The organism is Enterococcus sp. DIV2379 (assembly GCF_050542965.1).
Classification (GTDB): Bacteria; Bacillota; Bacilli; order Lactobacillales; family Enterococcaceae; genus Enterococcus_D; species Enterococcus_D entomosocium.
The window spans coordinates 1,593,918-1,616,130 of record NZ_CP172938.1 but is presented as its reverse complement, the minus strand read 5'-3'; the positions used below and the strand labels follow the sequence as shown (position 1 = coordinate 1,616,130).

The following is a 22,213-nucleotide window of genomic DNA, read 5'->3' as shown; positions in this document are numbered from 1 at the left end:
ATCATAGGTAAGAGATGAGAGGAGTGATTGATTTTGGCAAAAGAAGCAAGTTTTGATGTCGTATCTGAGATCAACACAGAAGAAGTAAAAAACGCCATTCAACAGGCGGAAAAAGAATTGAAAAACCGATTTGACTTTAAAGGCTCCACGGTAGAAATCAAGATGGCTGAGGGCAAATTGACGATTGTCGGGGATGACGAATTTAAGCTGGAGCAAATCAAGGATGTGCTCTTTGGGAAGCTGATCAAACGGAATGTACCAACGAAAAATATTCAATTTGGCGAAACGGAGCATGCCTTGGGGGCAAAAGCTCGTCAAACGGCAGAATTGATCAATGGTATCGATAAAGAAAACGCCAAAAAAATAACGACAGCGATCAAAAACGCCAAGCTAAAAGTTAAAACCCAAATTCAAGATAATCAAATTCGGGTAACAGGCAAAAGTCGTGACGATCTGCAAGAGGTGATCCAATTGTTGCGTAAACTGCCCTTGACGATCGATTTACAGTTTACAAATTATCGCTAATCAAAAAAACTAGAACAGAGTCTAACGTGTTGGTTAGGCAAAATCAGCTTTATCTGCTGATTTTGCACAACCTCTCCTGAAAGCTCTGCTTCTAGTTTTTTTCTTGCCAAAAATGAGTCAATGCCTTTGATAACTCTTGCGGCCGACGAATGTTTAAGGCATGCTGCCAGTGCAGTGGGAAAAGTTCTTGGTAACGCGGTGTCCGAAAACGTTGATCCAGCAATAACACCACGCCGCGATCGCTGACATCCCGGATCACTCGACCGGCTGCTTGCAGGACTTTATTCATCCCGGGCAGCTGATAGGCATACGCAAAACCAGCTGCTTTTTTCTCATCGTAATATTCCCGAATCAATTCTTGCTCGTGATTGATTTGCGGCAGTCCGACTCCTACCACTGCCGCACCGATCAAGCGATTGCCTTTCAAGTCGATCCCTTCAGAAAAAATTCCACCAAGGACACAAAATGCCACTAATGTTTTTGGCTGGCTCTCTTGTCCGTCTTGACTTGTTTCTAGCAAGGATGACCGTTGCCGCTCAAGAGATTGAAACTGTGCAAGAAACGCCTCGCGCTCTGCTTCGTTCATGGCTGTCCCCTGAATCAAGACCTCCACCTCTGGCGCCTGTTGGGAAAATGCTGCCGCCACATCATCCAAGTAACGATAAGAAGGGAAAAAGACCATATAGTTTCCCGCTTTCGCTGCGGTCATTTGCTGGATTGCATCAACGATTGCAGGAATGCTGGCTTCACGTTGGCGATACGTTGTTTGGATATAGTCTGCAATAAAAATCCCCTGATTTTTCGGATCAAAAGGACTTGGCAGGCGATAGCGCAAAGCTTCATTGCCGCCTCCTAATACCTCTTGATAATACGACAAAGGAGTAAAGCTCGCAGAAAACAACAGGCTGGCCTTGCCCTTATCTAACACAGATTCCAAAAACGGCGCTGGTTCGATGCAAAATTGCCGTAGTTTGATATCATAGCGGTCGATCTCCACCGTCGTTTCGTAGTGATCATCATAAAATTCACTGATCTTCAAATAATGGTTAGCTTCAAAATACACTTGCAGCACTTCTTCTTGCAATTCATGCTCAGGATTTGCCGGCAACCATTCCTTCATCAATTCAGCTACTTTGTATAGCTGATTGACCATCGTTTCATGGGGAGCTGCTTGATGGTGGTATTCCCACTCTTCCTCTTTTGCTATTTGAGCAATAGCCGCAAATTCTTTGTCAACTTTGTTTAGGGCGCGTTTTAATTTTTGCTGGTCATTGGATAGTTTCTTCTTTAATTCCTTAAATGGCTGCCGGGTAATGGTTGCCGAATACATTTCTTTGGAACGGTTGACTAAGTTATGGGCCTCATCCACTAGAAAGAAATATTCTTCATCCGGCTCCTCAAAAAATCTTCGCAAATAAACGGTGGGATCAAACAAATAATTATAATCACCAATAATGACATCGCAAAAGACACTGACATCCAGTGAAAGCTCGAAGGGACAGACCGTATGTTTCTTTCCGTAGGTCTCGATCACTTCTCGGGTTATTTGATTCTCGTGATGCAACAGATCCCATAATGCTTCGTTGATTCGATTGTAATAGCCTTGCGCATACGCACAGTGTTCTGGCGTACAGTTTCGTTCATCTAAAAAACAGATTTTGTCTTTGGCGGTAATCGTGACACTTTTGGTTTCACTACCGTTGTCTGCTAACTTGCTCAGTGCATCTTCAGCCACTTGTCTGGTGATCGTCTTCGCCGTCAGATAAAAGACCCGATCAGCCCCTTCTTCCCCTAGCACTTTTAATGCGGGAAACAGCGTTGACATGGTTTTTCCAGTTCCAGTTGGCGCTTCCGCAAAAAGTCGCTTGCCATTTTTTAGTGTTTTATACGCCGCTGCTGCTAACTCTCGCTGCCCTTTGCGAAAGGTTTCAAAGGGAAAAGACAGCAGCTGCAAAGACGTATTGCGGACACGGCGCCAATTCTCTTGAAAAACTAACCATTTATGATATTCCTGAAGTAATTCTTCATAAAAAACAGCTAATTCTGAAAACTGAAATGTTCTTCTCGTACGGGTGGTCAGCTTTTCAGTGGTTTGATAATAAGTCAATTGTACGGCGATTCGATCGATGGGTCTCTTCGGATCATTACCTTCAGCAGTAGGTTCCGCTTCTGGTTTCTCTTGATTTTCACTGTCACTAAGCGCTGCTTGTTCATTTTCTTGTAGTAAAAACAAATAAGCATAAACCATTCCCTGGGCAAAAAACAAATCGATTTGATCTTCAGGGATATCTTCGAACGCTGGTTCTGAAGTTTTGATCTCATCGATCACCCAAGAATTAAGAGTTGCATCAAAAAAGAGACCATCGGCACGTCCTTCGACAGTGATCGAATCTTTCTCAATTTGGCTTTCTCGTTTGAAAAAGACTTCTTTTTGATACGCATCCCCAGCCTCTTTTTGTAGTTGGCGATGGATACGGGCGCCTTCTTGCGCGGTATGATTACTGACTTTGCGGCTATCAATATCGCCTCGGCGCAAAATAAATTCTACGATTTTTCTAACCGCAACTTTTCCTTTATACACGTGTTCACCTTCTCATTTGCCATTATAGCGGATAGATTACTTTTGGAAAAGCGAACAGAAACAGCTTTTCATCCTCTGCGGAGAGTATCCTATCCAAACAGGTTTTATCACCATGAAAAAACCACTTGCAACAAAACACCTACTCATCAGATAATTGACTTCATTTTTTCTTCCAGAAAATGGGTTTGGCGAAGGATTTACAAAAAAGCCTACTCTACTCACCTAAGCAAGTAAAGCAGGGCTATTTTTTGAAAGATATTTATTGATCGACTTGAATATCATAACTGACACCATTTTGGTCAAAAGCTTGTTGATTGTCTAGATCTAAGGTGAACTCAAAGGTCCGTCCATCTGCTTTGATCGTCAAATGCTTCCCTTCAACCGTGTATGATGCATCTTGATAGGTGATCTCATAAATTTGATAAGGGTCGTTGGACAACTGTACCTCTGAATGGGAAAAATGACGCTGAAAATCACTTTCGATTTGTCCTTCATACAAGGCAACATCACTAAAGCTGGCTGAACTATCTTCTAAATCTGCCATCGGCAAATACTGCTTAACGATCGTCAACTCATTCTCATGAAAATCATAAACCCCTTGGCTTTGCGGAAAGATGACACTCTCATCTTGGATCAGCATCAAATCAAGGTCGCCATTTTCAACCGTTTTTGAGGCGGAAGTAACAGTTTCAGAAACTTCTTTCGAATCGTTGATGGTTAGCTCCTCTTGGCCACAGCTCACTAAAGCGAGCGCGGCGAAGCATAGAGTGAAAAAAAATTGCAGGGATTTTTTCATAAAAACACCTTCTTACAAAGAGTTGAGGTATACCAATCAAAACTAACGCAAGATACAGATCACACACTTTCCTCGAAGTTGGTCACGAAGAATGTTCATGCTTTCGTCAAAAACTAGACCCGTTTCAAACGAATCAACGCTTTCTTATTTTAATTAGTATAACAGCAGTTTTTTGCTAATGCGGTTTCTTAGAAAAATTTTCGAATTCCCACAATAATTCTAAGCTTTTCTCTCATCAAACTATTGGTTATCCTTATCACCTGCCTGCCAAAGGTTGATCACAGCATCTTCACGAAGTAAAGCCTATCCGTGCCAAGCACAGGTGTATCCGTAAGCACAGCAAACGGTTCGAAGCCGACTGCTTGGTAGAATTGCGGCGCTTGGTAGTCTTGGGTGGTAACCGTCACGGAACGACACCCCGCTTTTTTACCGTGATCAAAAAGTGCTTTTATCAATTGTTTCCCGACCCCCTGATTCTGATGGCTTGGATCAACTGCTAACAATTGAATATGGATCGTATTGCCTGTCCGTTTTCCAATCACCCCACCAAGTTGATCCTGATTGTCAAAAAAAGCAAATGAAAGCTGCTCTTGATCGGAAAAGGCACTCACTGCCTCTGTTTTTTTCGTTGAATGATTTAGCCATTGACAGACTGCCTGACGATTGTCTTCTGCGTTTATCGTTTTTATCATTAATTTTTCACTCCTAAAAACCTTTCTTTGTTTCCTCTTATACTTTAAGCTATACTTATAGTCAGACACAAGTATTTGTGATCCTAGGAGGTTTTAGCATGAAAATCATTGGTTTAGTGACAGGACCCGTTCAAGAAAATTGTTACCTAATTTGGAAAGAAGATGTTTTGTTGATTATTGATCCTGGAGCAGAAGCAGCGAGATTGATCGCTGAGATCGAAAAAACAGGCGCAAAACCAGCAGCGATTTTATTGACCCACACTCATTATGACCATATCGGCGCAGTTGACCATTTGCGGGATTATTATCAGATCCCCGTTTACGTGAGTCCGCTTGAGCAAGGATGGCTAAGTGATCCTATGAAAAACCTTTCTGGCCGTCATCCTGAATTAGGAACCATCACCGCACGTCCAGCTGAATTCGAGCTAGAGTTGAAAGAGTACGAGATAGCTGGCATGTCCTTTAAGGTTGTTGCAACCCCGGGTCATTCCATTGGCAGCGTCAGTTTTATTTTTGACAATTTTGTCGTTTCCGGAGACGCCTTATTTAAAGGTAGCATTGGTCGGACAGACCTGCCAACCGGAAATTTGGAACAATTGCTGACCAGCATCCAAACGCAACTCTTTGTTTTACCGAATCAAATGGCGGTCTATCCTGGCCACGGAGAACCAACAACGATCGAAATTGAGAAACGGACCAATCCGTTTTTTAACGCATAAACGTATGACGAATCAAAAGGAGGAATAACTAGTTATGGCAAAGACGGAATTGTATGTCGTGCGTCACGGAAAAACAATGTTTAACACATTGCAGCGGGTGCAAGGCTGGTGTGACACACCATTGACTCGAACCGGTGAACAAGGCATCCACTATTTAGGCCTTGGGTTACGCGATGTGGATTTTGTAGAAGCAGTATCCAGTGACAGCGGTCGAGCGATTGAAACCATGCGTCTGATACTGGGTGAACATGTCAGAGGACCGGAGATCCCTTATCACATCGACAAACGGATTCGTGAATGGTGCTTTGGCTCACTTGAAGGGGCCTATGATGCAGAAATGTGGGGCGTTCTGCCGCGGATTCTTGATTTTCCTGATTATGATGAGATGATTGCTAATCATGTCACGTTTGAGGCGATCGCCAATGCGATCTACCACGCCGATACAGCCAATTGGGCGGAAACCTTTGATGTTTTGACCGAACGTGTCAAAACAGGGTTTGAAGATATCGCCTATCGCGTTGAGAAAAAAGGCGGCGGCAATGCGTTAGTTGTGTCTCACGGCTTAACGATCGCTTTTCTTTTGCATCTGATCAATGATGAGAACAATGTTCGTATGGATATTGAAAATGGTTCGGTCACTCGACTGATCTACGAAGACGGCAGCTTTACCATCGCCGAAGTTGGTAACACAGAATACATCAAAAAAGGCTTAGCGCTCTCTCAAGAGCTTTTGTCCTAAGAGAAACCTCTGACGGCTAATCAATTTCTTCAAGAAAGGAGCAGTTTTTGTTTTAAAAACTGCCCTCTTTTTTTAGGAAAAAGATTGGTATTCGAATCAGGAAACGGTATACTAAGAGTTGTATTTTGTCATAGAAAGGACTGGACCAATGTTTTTTACAAATTTTATAAAAGCGATTTTATTTGGGATCATTGAAGGGATCACGGAATGGCTGCCAATTAGCAGCACTGGTCACTTGATTCTTGCCGACGAATTTATCGGTTTGAATGTTACCCCCGAATTTATGACGATGTTCAATGTTGTCATTCAATTGGGCGCGATACTAGCAGTCGTCTACTTATATTTCCATAAACTGAACCCTTTTTCCCCACAAAAAAATGAAATAGAGAAAAAAGATACGTGGACGTTATGGTTTAAAGTTATTGTTGCGGTCTTGCCATCGGTTATTATCGGATTGCCGTTAGATGATTGGTTAGATGCGCACTTCTACAACTTTTTCTCCGTTTCGATCGTCTTGATCGTTTATGGGATCGGCTTTATCGTAGTTGAAAAACGAAACAAGAATAAAGCACCGAAATGTACCGATTTGAACAAATTCACCTACAAAGCGGCCTTGATTGTCGGCATGTTCCAGGTATTGGCATTGATCCCAGGAACTTCTCGTTCTGGTGCTACTATCTTAGGTGCTATCATGATCGGCGCTTCTCGTTATGTTGCTGCTGAATTTTCATTTTTCTTAGGTATTCCCACCATGTTTGGTGCCAGTGCCTTGAAAATCTTCAAGTTTTTGAAAGATGGCAATGCCTTTGATTTCCAAGGAACCGTCATCTTATTAACAGGAACCATCGTCTCATTCATCGTTTCGATCATCGCGATCCGTTTCTTGATGAACTACATCAAGCGTAACGATTTTACCGTATTTGGATGGTATCGTATCGTTTTAGGAATCATTTTGATCGGCTATTGGCTGATCCAATTATAAGCAAAAAGAGCAACTCTTTTGGCACTTACCTGCCCAAGAGTTGCTCTTTTTTTGTTTGAAAGGTCTCTAGTTCCTCACGTGTTTTTGATTACCATACCGTCAATAATATCCACCGCACTTTCGGTGTCGTTGATAATTGATTCAAAACGATCATAAACATCTTTCCATTTAATGATTTCAAGAACGTCCGTTTCGTCTGTGAATAACGCTTTTTTCATTTTTGAATACAAACGGTCTGCTTCTGATTCAATCGTATTCACATCATTAATCATTTGACGCAATGTTTTTGAATTTTTGAACTTAGGAAATTCTTTTAAGGCCGTTTCAACGCCTTGTGTCGCTTGAACGATCATTCCAGCAAATATGTTGGTTTCAGGGCGGATCTTCGTAATGACCAAATTCTCAAATAAATAAGTCAGTCCCATAATGCCATCCAAAATATCATCTAGACGCTCTGAAATGACTAGGATGTCCTCGCGATCGATAGGGGTGATAAATGAATCATATAACTCATTGGTTAGCTCAGCGATCACTTTATCCCCTTCTTTTTCCAAAGCATGAATCTCAGCTGCTGCTTCGGTCAATGCTCGTTCAGAATAATCGTTGATCAAAAGCGAAAAACGTTTGGCAGCTAAATGGCCGTTCGTCGCCAACTGCTCCATTGCTGCAAAATAATCGAATCCTTTTTTTCGTGCCATTACTTTCTCTCCTCACAAAATTAGCAATAAAAATTTGACCATTAGAAACGCAATCAATCCACAGCCAGGAAAGGTTAAAATCCAAGCATAGATCATTTCTTTTACAATGCGCCAATCAACGCTAGAAAAACGCCGAGACGCTCCAACGCCCATGATAGCGGTCGTTTTCGTGTGCGTTGTTGAAACTGGGATACCAAATACGGAAGACAAGAACAAACAGATTGCTGCAGTAACATCTGCAGAAAAGCCTTGGTATTTTTCCAGTTTTACCATATCCATCCCCACTGATTTAATGATCTTCATCCCACCGACCGATGTACCGATCCCCATGGTCAAGGAACAAAGAACCATCACCCACAGTGGGATGGCAAAGCCATTGCCGGTCTTTTCAGCAAGATTGTTGTAAAAAAGGCCTAACATGAACACACCCATGAATTTTTGTCCATCTTGGGCACCATGCAAGAAGGCATTGGCACCAGCCGCGATGGCTTGACCAACCGTAAAAATTTTGTTGGCTTTTCGCCGTTGGGTATCGCGAAAGAGCCATACGATCAGTTTCATGATCAAAAATCCACCAATAAACCCCATTAACGTAGACACAACGAGACCGATTAAGACTTTCATCCATTCTTCACCGTTGACTGCATGTAAACCACCCAGAGCCATGGCAGCCCCTGTCAATCCCGCAATCAATGCGTGAGATTCACTGGTTGGGATCCCAAAATACCAAGCTGCGACCGTCCAAACAACAATTGAAAACAAGGCAGCGGCTAATGCGATCTGTGAGACCCGAAAACTCCCGCCTGAGTCAAAAGTCACAATATTACTGATGGTTTCTGCAACTTGCGCATTAAAATACGTCATCACCAGCACACCTAAGAAATTCATGACGACTGCCATGCCAATGGCGATATTCGGGCGTAAGACTCTCGTGGAGACAGCGGTTGCAATAGCATTCGGCGCATCCGTCCACCCGTTGACGAAAATCATCCCTAATGACAAGACAATCGTTAGAAACAAAGCGATATTCACATAGATTCCCCCATTTAAAAATTCCGAAGTAATCATAGCATAGAAAGCTCTTTCTGTGTAAACTTTTTATAACTATTCAGTAAAAAATGTGTAAAGAAGCATTTTTCAAAACCATAAAGCAAAAAATAGCACGGCCAAAAAACAAATTTTTGTGTTAAGTAAAATTTCTTTACAACTTTTATTGCAATCACTCTTGGCATTAGGTATAATGACTAGTGTTGATTTATACGTTTTCTAAACGTAATTGAACTTTTTTTTCGGAGGTGAAATACATGCCAAACATTGAATCTGCAATCAAACGTGTTCGCACAAGCGAAGCGGCTAATGCTAAGAATTCATCTCAAGTAAGCACAATGCGTACAGCAATCAAAAAATTTGATCAAGCTGTTGAAGCTGGTGCTGATAACGTAGATGCGTTATATAAAGATGCTGTTAAAGCAATCGATATGGCTGAGACTAAAGGATTGATCCACAAGAACAAAGCTAGTCGCGACAAATCTCGTTTAAGTAAAAAAATTGCAAAATAAGCAAATTAAGAAAGGCGCAGCAATCATCGATTGCTGCGCCTTTCTTTTTGACTTACTGTTTGCCATGTTTTAAAACAAATAGCTGGAACAAATACTCTTTGTCCATCTGACCACTTTTCACTAAGTAATCATTTTCGATCAATTCACTATATAGTGCCGCTAATTGCTTTTCTCCAAACCCCCGAGCTTGCTGCATCGCTAACTTCACTCGGTACGGATGAATCCCCAACGTTTCTGCGATATTGGCTTGCTGGTAGCCAATTTTCATCAAAATCGCCGCCTGTAACAGCAGACGGACTTGGCTGATCAAGATAGCATTGATCTTGATCGTCTCTTCCCCTTGCAATAATAGATCGTCATACAAGCGCAACGCATCCGATACGTTCCCCTTTAAGACATCGCTGGTTAATTCAAAGACATTGTGTTCCAACGTCTTAGGGATCAACTGCAAGACGATCTCTTTCGTAATTTTATTGCCATTTCCTGCATACAGCCGTAGTTTCTGTAACTCCTGCATCGCTTTTGATAGTTGCAGATCCGTTAACCGTAAAAACAAATCAAACGCCTCTCGGCTCATTTCGATGCCATCATTTGCCAACGACTGTTGGAGATACTGACGCACGTCGGCTTCTTTCATAGGTGCGACATCAATCACAACTGCGGCTTTCTTCAATTGCTTAGTAATTTTTTTCCGTTCATCTAATTTATCGACATCTGCAAAAATCACCATTACCGATGATTCCAATGGGTCTTTGATGTAATTCAAAAAATCATCTAGGTCATGCTCAGGTGCATTGCTCTTTTTTTCAGCCGTTAAGAAAAATGGCCGCTCAACAAACAGTAATCGCTGATCGCCAAAAAAAGGCAACGATTGAGCTTCTTGGATCACCATATCAAGGGGATCTTTCTCCATGTCAAAGGAAGCAAAATTCAGATCATCTTTCCCAACGGAAAAACGCTCCAAAAAGGCCGTGCGAACTTGCTCTTGTAAAAACATTTCACTGCCGATGACTAGATAAATCGATTGCAACTCCTTGGTTCGAATTGCTTGCAACGCTTTTTGTAATTCCATCGTTCCCCCCGCTTTCATTCTTATCCTACCATTAGTCAATCGGATAGTCTAGCAGCGTTTTTATCAAAAATGATTGTTGTTTTTCAGACCAAATAAATTGGATCATGCCTTGCTGATCGGTTCGCAAAACGGTCTGATTTACCAACGTTTCAAGCACCTCTTCATGAGGATGCCCGTACCGATTGTTCCGTCCACTTGAAACGATCCCGAATTGGGGATCGATTGCCGCAACAAACTCAGGTGCCGTCGAGGTTCGACTGCCATGATGCCCTAGTTTCAATACATCAACTTTAAGATTCGGATAATCATGAATCAACTTTTTTTCCCCTGCTTGTTCGAGATCGCCAGTAAATAAAAATGTTTTATCCCCTACCTTGGTTTTAATCACCAGCGAATCTTCGTTTTGTCCTGCACCTGATTCTGGTGCCAATACTTGCAACTGAAGGAAATCACCCACTACTTGGCCAACCGTCGTCCAAACAACGCTTGTCTGCTTAGGCAGTTCGTTTAAAAGCTTGGCGATGCGGTGATCTTGTTCACTTCCTGGTACGAGATATAACGTTTCAACGGGGATCGCCTTCATCAATGCTAGCGCATCTCCCATATGGTCCGTGTCGCCATGAGTTAGAAACAAACCGGTGATCTTCCTGACTCCCTCCCCTTTCAAAAAAGGAATCAATGTAGATTCCCCAGCAGCTTGTCGTTTGCGCTCTTGCCAGTTTTCTTTCGGAAAAGACAGAGAACCTCCAGTATCGATCACATAAACTTCGCGATTTTTTTCTGCCTGCAAAACGATACTATCGCCTTGACCAACATCGACATAACTAATGGTGGATAAAACGCGATTCTGCTGAAAGACGATTGGTACAACAAGCGAAAAACAGATCACCAGCAGCCACCTTTTCTTTTGGTAAAAGAGCATGCTGAACAAACAACAACTGCCAGCCAATCCTGCAGGAACGGCACCCACCGTTATCGATACGCCTCCTACAGCGCCCACGACAACTTCCATAAGCAGCAAAAGCCCTTCAAAAAGTGCAATCAGCCCACTGATGGTTGGAAAAAGAGTCCCAGTAACGAACATTAAGAAACAGGCTGGCAGCAAAACCATTTGAAAAAATGGTAAAAAGACAAACGTCAAAAAGCCCCCAAATAATGGGAATTCATAAAAGAGCGAGGCAATGACAGGCGCAGCCAGCACCGTGAGGAACTGACTACGCCAAAACCACGTCAATTTGATCGGTTGCTGCATTACTATCAGGAAGGTCATCAAAAGACTTAGTTGCCCCGATGTTTGAAGCAATACTTTGGGATCAACGAATAAAAGAGTCGTTAAGACGATCCCATAATGATCACTTGCCGATAGCCGTTGTTGATAAAGAGTTGTTACTTGAGTAACCGATAATGCCAAGACAGCACGCCAGACACTAGTGCCGCCGCCACAAAGACCAATTACGGCTAAGAAAAAGACCCCCATTGGCAACAGCATCTCTTTTTGCGTAAACCCCAATCGGCAGAAGCATCCGCGAAACCATTTGAAAAATAAGACGACATGCATTCCTGAGATCGTAAAGAAATGCAATAAGCCACTAGCATGATACATTTGACGTACTTCTTGAAAGCTATGGTCTTTAAAACCAAAGAGCAATGCATTGATATAGGCAGCTGAGCGTTCAGGAAAGATTCGTTGAACAGAAGAAATAACATCTGCTCGAACTTTTGCAAGTGAAAAGCCTGCATCTGCTTCTTCCATACCTACCATTTGCTCGATATGGACTGTGCCAATAATTGATCGACTAGCCAGATAGGCAGAATAGTCAAATCCATGGCGGTTTCGTGGTTTTTCAGGAAGAGAAAAAAATCCTTTCACCAGCAGCTTTCTCCCCCAATCGGATCGATCCTGCCATTGCTGTTTTTCAGTCTCTGAAGAAATTGTGTAACGGCCAATCACTTTACCTGCAGAGGATTTTGCTTCAAATGTAAGTAGATCGCCATTGATTTTGATCGTGTCTGGCAGCACATTGACTACCCCTTGATACTCACCTTCTTGTATGTTCCCAGTCCGAGAAAGAGAAACGCGGACACTTAACAGCAACAGTCCGACAAAACAAATCATGCACAAAAATGCTTGTCGTTTTAAGACAAGCATCCCGAAATAATAAAGTGCAATGAGTCCCAGTAAGATGGACTGCCGATAGTAAGCAGTCACCGAACAAGCAAAAATAATACTAAGAAATAAAAATGAATCAGTTCTTTTTTGTTGGTTGTGCATCATTCAGCACACCAAACGAAAGTTTTTCAAAATACACCGGATCGAGTTCAACTTGGTGGACGGAAGCACCTACTTGTTGAATCAGTTCCATTGCATACTGATTGTTGCGATAGTCATTCAAATAATGGATCTTTTTGACCCCTGCTTGCAAAATTGCTTTCGTACAGGGAAGACAGGGAAAATGCGTCACATAGATTTCCGCATTGTCTGTTGACACCCCTAATTTTGCACATTGCAATAAGGCATTCATTTCTGCATGAATCGTCCGAATACAATGGTCATCGACAACATAACAGCCATCGTCAATGCAGTGTACATCGCCACTGACGGACCCGTTGTAGCCTCCAGCGATGATTCGGCGATCTTTGACTAATGTAGCGCCGACTTCAAGTCGGGAACACGTACTGCGTAAAGACAGTAATACAGCTTGTGCCATAAAATACTGGTCCCATGGAATTCTCGTATTGCTCATTCGTTTGCTCCTTTGTCATTGATTAGTTCTATTCTAATCGAATTTCTTGAATTTTCAACCGTCATTTCTTAGTATTTCTTACATTTATTTGGTTCAGTCCGCCACTGTAATCATCTCTTTCAAGGACTCAAAGGTCTTCTCTCCGATGCCTGTGATCTTTTTTAGGTCATCAATCTGTTTAAAAAAGCCATATTCTTCTCGGTAAGCGATGATTGCTTCTGCTTTTTTGGCACCCACACCTGGCAGTTCTTGCAGTTGCTGCGCATTGGCTTGATTCAGATTGATTTGTGTCACTGCTGTTTGGCTGCCACCTACTCCTGAAGCATTCATCTCCATAAACGCTTGATCCTCTTTATGAGGGACGATCACCATCTGTTGATCTTGCAGCACTTGTGCTAAGTTTATGGCTGTTTCTAACGCCTCTTCTGTCAGACCACCTGCTTGTTCGATCAATTCATACATCCGCGCACCTGATTTCAAGCGATAAATTCCCGGTTGGTGCACTTCCCCTTTGACATCTATAACGATCTCATACTCTTCATCGTGAAGACTATCTTCTTGAAGGGCTCCACCTTCCCCCATTTCAGACGATTGACCTGCTGCATCTGCCATTGAATGCCAGTTTGTTTCTTTTTTTTGCGAGAACGGTACAAACCAGATGATCAGCAACACCATCAAAACAGCACCACCAACTGCAAATCGCCAATAGTCTTTGAACAGCTTCCATCGATCCATTTTCACCACCTCATAGATGAAATACGCAAAAGATAGTAAACGACAGAAAAAAAGTCAACACTTTCCACGTGTCGACTTTTTCACTAGCTAAGTAGTAATCGTATATAGGCAGGAAACTTTTTTTCGCCCCCCCTCATCTTCTATTTTCTCACTGACTATTCTAAAACCTTTCATCTGACTGATTTCATAGCCACATGTTCGTGGCAACTCCACCGTTAAGCGAACGGTACGATCAGTCTTTTCCCAGCTTAAAGCTACTAATCCAAACGTACTTTGTAAGGAGCCTTTGACATGGGCTATAGGTACATCGAAGGCTGGTTGTATCAGTATCCCAGCGCTTGTCACCTGAATGCCTAATAAATGACGGACAAACCAATACCCATAAGAAGCAAACATGGCATGATTCAACGAACCCTCGTAAGTGGCTGAATGTTGCGGCGTTGGAAAATGTTCCATCAAAGTGCCGTTTCCGCTTGCCAGCATTGCTGCATAACTAGGCGCAGATTTCCTCGTTAACCAATCAAAAATAATATCATTATAGCCAGCTTCAGCCAGCAACTGATAACTCCATGCCATCCCGAAGATGCCGAAAGAGAAAATACCCTCTTGCTGCTTGATCCGTTGTACTAGTTTTGGCAATATTCGTTTTTTCTCACTGAGTCCTGTCTTCATTGCAAAGATCATGCTAGACAAGGTGCCCGCACCGTATTGCTCATTTCCTTTAGAAAACTTCTGTTTGATTTGCAGTGTCGTGTACTGGATCACTGCTGTCACTCGTTGACAATAGTCCTCTTTACCAATGATCCTCAAGTCGATCAATTCTTGGTAACGCTGTAGTAAAAGCAGATACATGCAGGCAGAGCAAAAGGACTGATCTGGCGAAGTAATAACCTCGTTTTGCCGAGTTTCATCAATTGCTCCCCAATCGCCGAGACAGCACTGGGCGATATAATCAAAATCAAAAGCGAGTAAATAGTTGAGATGCCGTTCCAACTGTGGACGCAGCTTGGCAACCGCTGCTTGTTTCCCATAGGTCTTCACCAAGGCCAAAGCAAGCTCTGGAACTACCAATTGCCACCCTAACGCACCACCACCATTTGATGGACCATTTGTCATGATTCCTACAAATGGTGCAGTTGCAGTCATTGCACCATCCGGTCGTTGGTCGTAGGCAAAATCCCACAACACTTTTTCCAACAACGGCTCAATCGCCAGATCTGCCATCTGCGTTGGTAGTAACGCAACGATGTCCCCACCATAACCAAAGCGCTCACGAGTGCAGTCCTCAAAATACGAGTGGATGTTGTTCAACCGCGTGGCTTGTCCAACCGCCCATAACTGATCCAAGAAAGGATCGGAGGTTTCAAGTGTCACCAACGATTTCACATCCGTATGCAAGCGATAGGCTTTGATTGCTCCTACAATCGATTGAAGGTTGTCAGCAGGTTTCGTCTCGATCAACGCATAGCGAAAGGAATGATACGTGTAGCGGTTTTCAAAAACGAACGTCTTCGCTGCCGTTTTCTCAATGATGTCTCGTTGAACGATAGGATCATCTGGCTGCTTCCCTTCATAGGGATCGTAGACGCCATAAGTTCCACTGATCGTAGACGTATAATCAGGGTTGCCTTGCTCGTCTAATGTTTCTGCATAGCTGATTCTGATCTGACCAATGAAATCTTCCTCAAGAGTACAAGCAAATTGACCGCTGATGATTTGACCGAAGTCAATGAACAGTCCCGCTGCAGTTTCGGTCATTTTTTGGGGAACGATCGATTGTGTGCGCTTGATTTTTGGAATAAAGCTTGGCTTAAAACGTCCCGCGGGTCCAGCAATTTGTACCGTTTTTCCTTCTGGTCGAGGATCAGGTACATCGGTAACGATTTCTCCTATATAAAGATTGTTTTGCAAATAAGGCCCAAAACTGCTTTGCCACTGATTGTCTGAGTAAATGTAGCGATTCTCTCCTCCATCATTTAACTGAAGCTCCCCCCAGAAACAGGGTTTGCCGATCGCTAGTTGTTTGCGGATGTTATACCGACCTAAAATCTCAATCGGAGCAGGGTTGTACCAGCCATTCGCAAGTTCAACTTCGATCCGATTGTCTCCCTCCTGTAAAAAATCAGTTAACTCATAAGTATCATAGTAGACGACTCGATCATAGTTCGTTACATCACTGTTTAAATAAACATCTGATACCGTTTTTCCATTAACTGACAAGTGATAAAAACCAAGCCCGCAGCAATCAATCACTGCATAGGAAGGACACTTTTCCAGTGTGAAAGAGCGAGACAAGCAGCTATTTTTCTCTTCTGAAAAGTAAAAACGTTCTTTTTTAATAGGATCATCTAAGCGAGTGATCCACTTGCCCATAGTTTCTTTAGGTTTCTCACGCTTTGCTATCGTGAAAAACACACTACTGTAACTGGTGACATCGTTTCCTGCTCCGGCGGTCAATTTGACTTGATATTTTTTTCGCTGCGGATGCTGTGGCAAGTGGACCGCCATTTTATTCTCAGAAGCGGCTATGTTGGAAACGTCATACACTGCTTGCTGCTGTTCATTGAAAATTTGCAATCGGTAGCCTTGGTGATTGGTCATCGACCATTCAATAAGGATCGGATCATTTAAATCCACTGTTAATGGCTTTGTCATTCCGTTGATGGTTATCGTTTCTTTCATAAGCTGCTCCTTTCGTAGGTTATTGTGCTTCCTCAACACAGATCTGCTTATCAGCAACTTTGATAAATGGCAACCAAATCATCGTTGCGATCACGATCAAGACGATTTGTAACAATGCGCCCATGATACTACCAGTGACAAAATAGCCGCTAATGATCGGCGGAGTCGTCCACGGAATTTGCGCAAGCCCAGTTGGGATCGGGACTAGCCCGAAATAAAAAGCAAAGTAAGCGACGATCGTTGTGACGGCATTTGCAAAAACAAAAGGAATGATAAAACTGAAATTCAACATCAACGGTATCCCGAACAACGCTGGTTCACCGATATTGAAAATATAAGGAACACTAGCAATTTTTCCAACCTCTTTGTACTGTTTACTTTTTGCTACGATCAAAATAGCAATGATCGCACCAACGACGCCAATCGAAGCAAAATGATTCCGAAAACTCATACTGATAATATTCGTTGGAATCTCTCCCGCCACTGATGCCACACGATTTTGGTCTTCAAGGACTTGATGGATTGGGTCCATCACTGCTTGAATGATCGAGGTTCCATGAAGGCCAAAAAACCATAGGAATTGCTCGAAAATTTTCACAACGACCATTCCAACTAGGGAGCCACCTAACATAGTTAATGGAATCCCAAGGGTCCCATTGATCAACGTCATGGCATCACTGTTAAATAAGGCTTCGATGATGAGTCGGATGACCCAAATCGTCGTGATGACAAGAAAAGATGGAATCACCGATTCGAATGGACCAGAAACAGCTGGTGGTACCGCTGCTGGCATTTTGATTTTGATTCCTTTACCCTCAATTTTTTTATAAAGAACTGTACTAAAAATACCGACAATAATCGCTAAAAACATCGATTGCGCGCTAACGCGGGTGATATCTAAAAAAGTCCCTGCTTCCATTGCATCCAACGGTGTTAATAGTAAAAAGGAAACAAAAGCAGTTAAGACACATTGCAAAACGTTTGTTTCAAGTTTTTCTGCGAGTGATTTTGCGAGGGAAATGACAACTAGCAAACCACCGACTGCGAGTGTGGCATTGTTGACATAGAGCAATTTCTCTTGCCAGACACTAGCATCTTCTGTTCGCAACACCATAGTAATAAAATCGGTCACTTGTTGGATCGGAAAAAAAGCAATAATTAAAAAGATCGACGCAATAAAGGTGAATGGCATGTAAGCTAACATTGCATCCCTAACTGAAGTAATATAAATATTCCCATTAACTTTACTTGCAAATGGACCAAGGGTACTTTGGATCTTATCCCCAAATGATGGTTTGTCGTGGTTCATGGTGATTCCCCATTTCTTTCGAATTTGCTGGTACTATTGACTATTATTATCATCCGGATTATGATAATTGATAACGCTATCATACAAGTATTATATACTATCTCTACCTGTCTTCAATGACGATACTCTACTATTTCATTGACTATTTTTTACCTAAGGAGAAAGCGATGGATAAACAGAACATTCTGCAGCAGTTACAACAATTGACGACTACCGAAGAAATAGCCCTTAAAAAGACGCAATCCCTTCCATACAATTATGAGGATTTTAAGAAAGTCTACACTGAAAAAAATGAGCCAATCTACCAATATACATTCGAAAAACACCTTTCTCGTCTCATACGAAAACGGCCGCAAGATAGCGGATTTCTTAAGACAAGCCAGCTCTTGATTTTAAAACATGCACGCTTTTCTTCTACGCCACTACATCAGCATGATTTTATCGAAATGAATTATGTTTTTTCTGGAACAGTCACGATTATGATCAATGAGAGAAAAGTGATCCTAAAGGCAGGTGACTTTTGCTTACTAGATACAGGGGTGATCCACCAAATTATCGAAACAAATCAAGACGACATTGTTATTAACTTTTTGATCAGCAAAGAGTACTTTTCCACCCAGATGCTCAGTCGGCTGGCATCCAATAGCATGATCGCCGATTTTGCCATCAATGCGTTATCTGAAAGCCAAAAGCACAATCAATACCTAGTGTTTGAAACGAGTAACAACGACTATTTGATTGATGCGATTTTTGGGGTCTTGGCCCAGTTCTTCAATCCCTCCTTCGGTTCTCATGAGGTCATCCATTCCTATATGATCATTATTTTTTCCGAACTCGTTCGTAACTTCCAAGAAAAACAACGGATCGAGTCGCAAAAAAGTGACCAACTGTACCTCGGAGAAGTGTTGGACTATCTGGAGAAACATTTCGCTACTTGCACACTAGCTTCGGTTGCGGAGGCATTTGGATACAACCCGAGCTATTTGAGTCGCCGTATCAGTCAGCAGCTTGGTCGATCCTTTGTGACGATCCTTCAAGAATTAAAACTCAATCAAGCCAGTTTATTGTTGAGAAGCTCTTCTCTTCCTGTGGAACAAATCGCACACCAAGTCGGTTATAAAAATGTCTCATTCTTCTATAAGCTATTTCAAAAGAAGTATCAGTGCTCTCCTCATGCCTACCGTCAAAACTAAACAATACTGCTGCACACCATTTTATCGACAAAAAAACACTACTCACTTGATGCTGCTAACGCAACAATCTCAAATGAGCAGTGTTTTTTAACTAATCAATTTCAAGCAATTCAGGAATTCACGACGCCGATCCTCGGTGATACAACGTTGTATAATATGGCTGTTCGCTGGTATCGATCGCAATACCGATCCCGAGAAATTGATACTCATCGTTTAGAATCGTTGCCCGATGTCCCTCTGAATTCATTAAACCTTGATGGGCGTAAATACTGCTGGCTTGGCCAAATGCCAAATTCTCCCCTGCAGCAGTGAAGCTGATCCCGTCTTCTTGCATCCGATCAAATGGAGTCGATCCATCTAACCCAATATGGTCAAAATATCGATGTTCTGCCATGTCTTGGCTATGCTTCACGGCAGTCTCACTGGTTGCTTCACTGAATCCAAGGGGCGACAAACCAAATTTCACTCGGGTGGCATTCGTTAATTCAAATAACTGTGTTCGTAAGCCGCTTAAAATGGCGGCTTGATTTTGGCGAAAATCATTCGCATGGCGTGTTTCTAGCGAGCGATTGATGATTTGAATCGCAGTCACTGTATCTTCGGCATGAACATCATAGAAAAAAGTAATCAATTGATCGTCTTGTAAGAACAGATCATAGTCGGCATCGGAATCGATGCGATACCGTCTTGATCCTCGTTGTAGACTTTCTTGGCGCGTACCCATCTGATTACGAACGCTTGCTTTTGAAGACCCGATACCTAGCGTGTCATTGATAAGAATCGTGTCTTGATTCGTATAGATCCCTTGCGCAATATCATGTTCATCGTACATCACCATCATGAAGTTACGAAAATCATCGTGATAGGAAGTCCAGTTCAGTCCATACCTATTCGCTGATTCATTGATCGCTTCTCCAAAGGTTTCTTCGATCACTTGTCGTGATTCATTATATAAATATGTCTGGGCAGGTGTTTCTGCCGATGGCCTGGCTGAAGTGTCTTGTGAAGGAGAAAATTGGGACGAGAGAGATTGAGTGATCTCGTTGAGTCGAGCATCCCGAAATGCCAAGCGCCCGTCTTGCCATGTAATCATCTGGCTCACAAAATAAAGAAGCCCGATGAGAAAAATGCTTTTGATTAAGAATTTTATTTTTTTCATATGACACCTCCGTCAATGAATCATTATGTGTTAGCTGTAGCGCGATCGTTTATCCACTCATTCATCCCTAGATTGGATCGCTGATAACCCGTCCTGCCTTTTCTAAAGACTATCATTCCTGTGGAAAATTGACCAGCTGCAGCATGAAACTTCTTAGATGGTCTATGTCTTTTTAAGCTCCTGTTAAGAAACTTTTTTACTCACGAAAACTTTGCAGCGCCATCGAGCGCTCCATCAAAGGATTGGCAATTTTAGCTAAGGTATGACGATCGTATTCTTCTGGTCGCTTGATAGTGAGGTAAAGAATAAACTGTGGATCATCCGTTGGATAGATCGAGACCGCCGAATAAATATAATCAAACTCTCCTGTCATGTAACCTTGACCATTCTCATTGGCGATCTGAGCAGTCCCAGTTTTGACAGAAATCTCATGGTTCGTCAGTTGGTATACATCATAAGCGGTGCCATAGCGTTCATCCGTCACTACATCGGTCATGTATTCCAATACAGCATCAGCCGCTGTTTGTGAAATAGGCTGAGAAACGACTTCTGGAAAAACTTGGGTCTCTTCTCCCACTTGCCGAATCAATTGCGGACGAATCATCTCGCCACCATTGGCAAATGCGCTAAATAACTGCATCATCTGCATCTGATTGACCCCAATCGCATGGCCATAAGAACTCATGGCATAATCCACCCGATTTCTTGAAGGTAAGATACCAGGCACCTCACCGGGAAGCTCACTTCCTGTAACTTTCCCTAGTCCAAAATCAGTTAAATACTGCGCCCATGCATCAAAACCGATCCGTTGCTGAAGTCGAACCATCCCAGTGTTGCTTGACCAAGCTAACGCTTGCCGCATCGTCAACTCACCATTTGCTCCTGAGTCGTGGTCGTTGATGACTCGATCTTCAATCTGCATACTCACAGGATTGTAGCGTTCCGTCGGATCAAAAACACCTTCATCAATCGCTGCCGCAACGGTTGCCAGCTTCAAGGTCGAACCTGGTTCATACATCTCTTCCGTAAAAAGATTACGCCAAATAAAGTGCTCATCCGCAATTCCTTCTTGGGTCTCTGGATGAAAACTAGGTCTTTGAGCCATCGTTAAAATCTCTCCAGTTTTCGCATCCATTAATAAAGCCGTCAGATTCTCTGGTCGTGTTTGTTCCATAACCTCATCCATCACTGATTCAGTGAATAACTGCAGATGAGCATCTAATGTCGTCCAAACATCGTTCCCATCTACGCCTTCTTCTACCATTTGATTGGTTGCAGGAACAGGATTCCCTGAAGCATTGACTTGAAAAGACTCTCGCCCATTTTGATTCTTCAAAAAGTCGTTCAGTACATATTCTAATCCAGAAACTCCGACTCGAATTTCATCATCATCTGACGTTGTCCCTATCAAATGTGAAGAAAAGATGCCATTCGGATAGCTGCGACTTGAACGAGCATCGAAATAGATACCATTGATTCCAGCTGCATCAAACGCCGCTTCGATTTGATTTCGAGTGGTCACACTTAGACCACTGCCAACATTGCCAAATTCCACTTGAAAGACAGGCGTGTCTATTTGATTCGCACCGTCTTTCAAGATAGACAAAACTTGCTCGTTAGAAATAGGTAAATACTCCGAAAGAATCGTTGCGGTCTCCTCAAAGCGCTCTCTGTCTAAATACATGGGTCGGCCATTATCAATGTAATCTTCAGAAAGAACCGCTCGAACAGTATAGGAAAGAATATCCTGTGCGATCACTGTCCCCTGCCGATCAAAAATTGCCCCTCGACTTGTTTCGATGGATCGTGAACTATAATACAAATTTTCTATTCTTTCAGACAAAGAGACGCCAGCAATCACACCGACTTGAACAATGTAAATCAAACGTGCAGAAAACCCCATAAAAAGCGCAAGACTGATTATGTATAACCAATGACCGACTAGCTTACGATTTTTCTTCGCTTTTTTCTTTTTGACTATATGATAGTCATACATCGCCAAAGCGCCCCTTTCGATCGAATATACCT

Annotated in this window: 19 protein-coding genes; 6 read left to right on the top strand and 13 right to left on the bottom strand. The window is 42.5% G+C overall.

Going from position 1 to position 22,213, the window contains the following annotated elements; translation table 11 throughout:
* Nucleotides 1–33 precede the first annotated feature (33 nt).
* The gene (locus IGI92_RS07445) at nt 34–525 is read left to right on the top strand and encodes a YajQ family cyclic di-GMP-binding protein (RefSeq protein ID WP_008381345.1); all 492 of its coding nucleotides are present in this window, start codon (nt 34–36) and stop codon (nt 523–525) included.
* A gap of 91 nt (nt 526–616) precedes the next feature.
* Here the strand turns inward: IGI92_RS07445 and IGI92_RS07440 are convergent, their stop codons facing one another.
* From IGI92_RS07440 to IGI92_RS07430, 3 genes are all read right to left on the bottom strand, one after another.
* The gene (locus tag IGI92_RS07440) at nt 617–3,106 is read right to left on the bottom strand and encodes an ATP-dependent DNA helicase (RefSeq protein WP_196044658.1); all 2,490 of its coding nucleotides are present in this window, start codon (nt 3,104–3,106) and stop codon (nt 617–619) included.
* A gap of 259 nt (nt 3,107–3,365) precedes the next feature.
* Nucleotides 3,366–3,902, bottom strand: coding sequence for a hypothetical protein (locus IGI92_RS07435; RefSeq protein WP_005236248.1), 537 nt, complete (start codon nt 3,900–3,902; stop codon nt 3,366–3,368).
* A 278-nt stretch (nt 3,903–4,180) separates the two neighbouring features.
* Entirely contained in the window at nt 4,181–4,594 is a 414-nt protein-coding gene (locus IGI92_RS07430; protein WP_244733589.1) for a GNAT family N-acetyltransferase, read from the bottom strand.
* 98 nt (nt 4,595–4,692) lie between these two features.
* Here IGI92_RS07430 and IGI92_RS07425 point away from each other — a divergent pair, with 98 nt between their 5' ends.
* The 3 genes from IGI92_RS07425 to IGI92_RS07415 all read left to right on the top strand — a co-directional run bounded on the left by IGI92_RS07425 (nt 4,693) and on the right by IGI92_RS07415 (nt 7,034).
* Nucleotides 4,693–5,313: an MBL fold metallo-hydrolase gene (locus IGI92_RS07425; protein WP_005236256.1), complete on the top strand. Its 621-nt coding sequence runs from the start codon at nt 4,693–4,695 to the stop codon at nt 5,311–5,313.
* Between the two features lie 34 nt (nt 5,314–5,347).
* Nucleotides 5,348–6,052, top strand: a complete 705-nt coding sequence (locus IGI92_RS07420) for a histidine phosphatase family protein (protein WP_005236258.1) — start codon at nt 5,348–5,350, stop codon at nt 6,050–6,052.
* Between the two features lie 148 nt (nt 6,053–6,200).
* A complete protein-coding gene (locus IGI92_RS07415; protein ID WP_005236259.1) occupies nt 6,201–7,034 on the top strand; it encodes an undecaprenyl-diphosphate phosphatase in 834 nt (277 codons plus the stop codon).
* 74 nt (nt 7,035–7,108) lie between these two features.
* Here IGI92_RS07415 and IGI92_RS07410 read toward each other — a convergent pair whose 3' ends face one another.
* Together IGI92_RS07410 and IGI92_RS07405 are read right to left on the bottom strand one after the other, a co-directional pair.
* Nucleotides 7,109–7,732, bottom strand: a complete 624-nt coding sequence (locus tag IGI92_RS07410; protein ID WP_430608398.1) for a DUF47 domain-containing protein — start codon at nt 7,730–7,732, stop codon at nt 7,109–7,111.
* A 12-nt stretch (nt 7,733–7,744) separates the two neighbouring features.
* Nucleotides 7,745–8,800, bottom strand: coding sequence for an inorganic phosphate transporter (locus tag IGI92_RS07405; protein ID WP_430608397.1), 1,056 nt, complete (start codon nt 8,798–8,800; stop codon nt 7,745–7,747).
* Nucleotides 8,801–9,036: 236 nt separating this feature from the next.
* On the opposite strand from IGI92_RS07405, the gene rpsT reads away from it, so the two are divergent.
* Nucleotides 9,037–9,291: a 30S ribosomal protein S20 gene (rpsT, locus tag IGI92_RS07400; protein WP_005230162.1), complete on the top strand. Its 255-nt coding sequence runs from the start codon at nt 9,037–9,039 to the stop codon at nt 9,289–9,291.
* Nucleotides 9,292–9,343: 52 nt separating this feature from the next.
* Here the strand turns inward: rpsT and holA are convergent, their stop codons facing one another.
* The 6 genes from holA to IGI92_RS07370 form a co-directional block, all read right to left on the bottom strand.
* Nucleotides 9,344–10,363 carry a DNA polymerase III subunit delta gene (gene holA / locus IGI92_RS07395; RefSeq protein ID WP_286088808.1) on the bottom strand — a complete coding sequence of 340 codons (1,020 nt, stop codon included), beginning with the start codon at nt 10,361–10,363 and terminating at the stop codon, nt 9,344–9,346.
* Nucleotides 10,364–10,394: 31 nt separating this feature from the next.
* Nucleotides 10,395–12,638: a DNA internalization-related competence protein ComEC/Rec2 gene (locus IGI92_RS07390; protein WP_430608396.1), complete on the bottom strand. Its 2,244-nt coding sequence runs from the start codon at nt 12,636–12,638 to the stop codon at nt 10,395–10,397.
* The gene (locus IGI92_RS07385) at nt 12,610–13,107 is read right to left on the bottom strand and encodes a ComE operon protein 2 (protein WP_005236270.1); all 498 of its coding nucleotides are present in this window, start codon (nt 13,105–13,107) and stop codon (nt 12,610–12,612) included. Before IGI92_RS07385 ends, IGI92_RS07390 begins: the two co-directional genes overlap by 29 nt.
* A 93-nt stretch (nt 13,108–13,200) precedes the next feature.
* Nucleotides 13,201–13,842, bottom strand: coding sequence for a helix-hairpin-helix domain-containing protein (locus tag IGI92_RS07380; protein WP_008381358.1), 642 nt, complete (start codon nt 13,840–13,842; stop codon nt 13,201–13,203).
* 87 nt (nt 13,843–13,929) lie between these two features.
* Nucleotides 13,930–16,524 (bottom strand): family 78 glycoside hydrolase catalytic domain, encoded by a 2,595-nt coding sequence (locus IGI92_RS07375; RefSeq protein WP_430608395.1) that lies wholly within the window; start codon nt 16,522–16,524, stop codon nt 13,930–13,932.
* A gap of 19 nt (nt 16,525–16,543) precedes the next feature.
* A complete protein-coding gene (locus tag IGI92_RS07370; RefSeq protein WP_430608394.1) occupies nt 16,544–17,833 on the bottom strand; it encodes a PTS sugar transporter subunit IIC in 1,290 nt (429 codons plus the stop codon).
* Between the two features lie 167 nt (nt 17,834–18,000).
* Between IGI92_RS07370 and IGI92_RS07365 the strand changes: the two genes are divergently transcribed.
* Nucleotides 18,001–19,026 carry an AraC family transcriptional regulator gene (locus IGI92_RS07365; protein ID WP_155115770.1) on the top strand — a complete coding sequence of 342 codons (1,026 nt, stop codon included), beginning with the start codon at nt 18,001–18,003 and terminating at the stop codon, nt 19,024–19,026.
* Nucleotides 19,027–19,144: 118 nt separating this feature from the next.
* On the opposite strand, the gene IGI92_RS07360 is transcribed toward IGI92_RS07365, so the two are convergent.
* Nucleotides 19,145–20,185, bottom strand: coding sequence for a CAP domain-containing protein (locus IGI92_RS07360; protein WP_005236295.1), 1,041 nt, complete (start codon nt 20,183–20,185; stop codon nt 19,145–19,147).
* 196 nt (nt 20,186–20,381) lie between these two features.
* On the bottom strand, nt 20,382–22,181 hold the full coding sequence (locus tag IGI92_RS07355; RefSeq protein WP_430608392.1) for a penicillin-binding transpeptidase domain-containing protein: 1,800 nt from the start codon (nt 22,179–22,181) through the stop codon (nt 20,382–20,384).
* Nucleotides 22,182–22,213 lie beyond the last annotated feature (32 nt).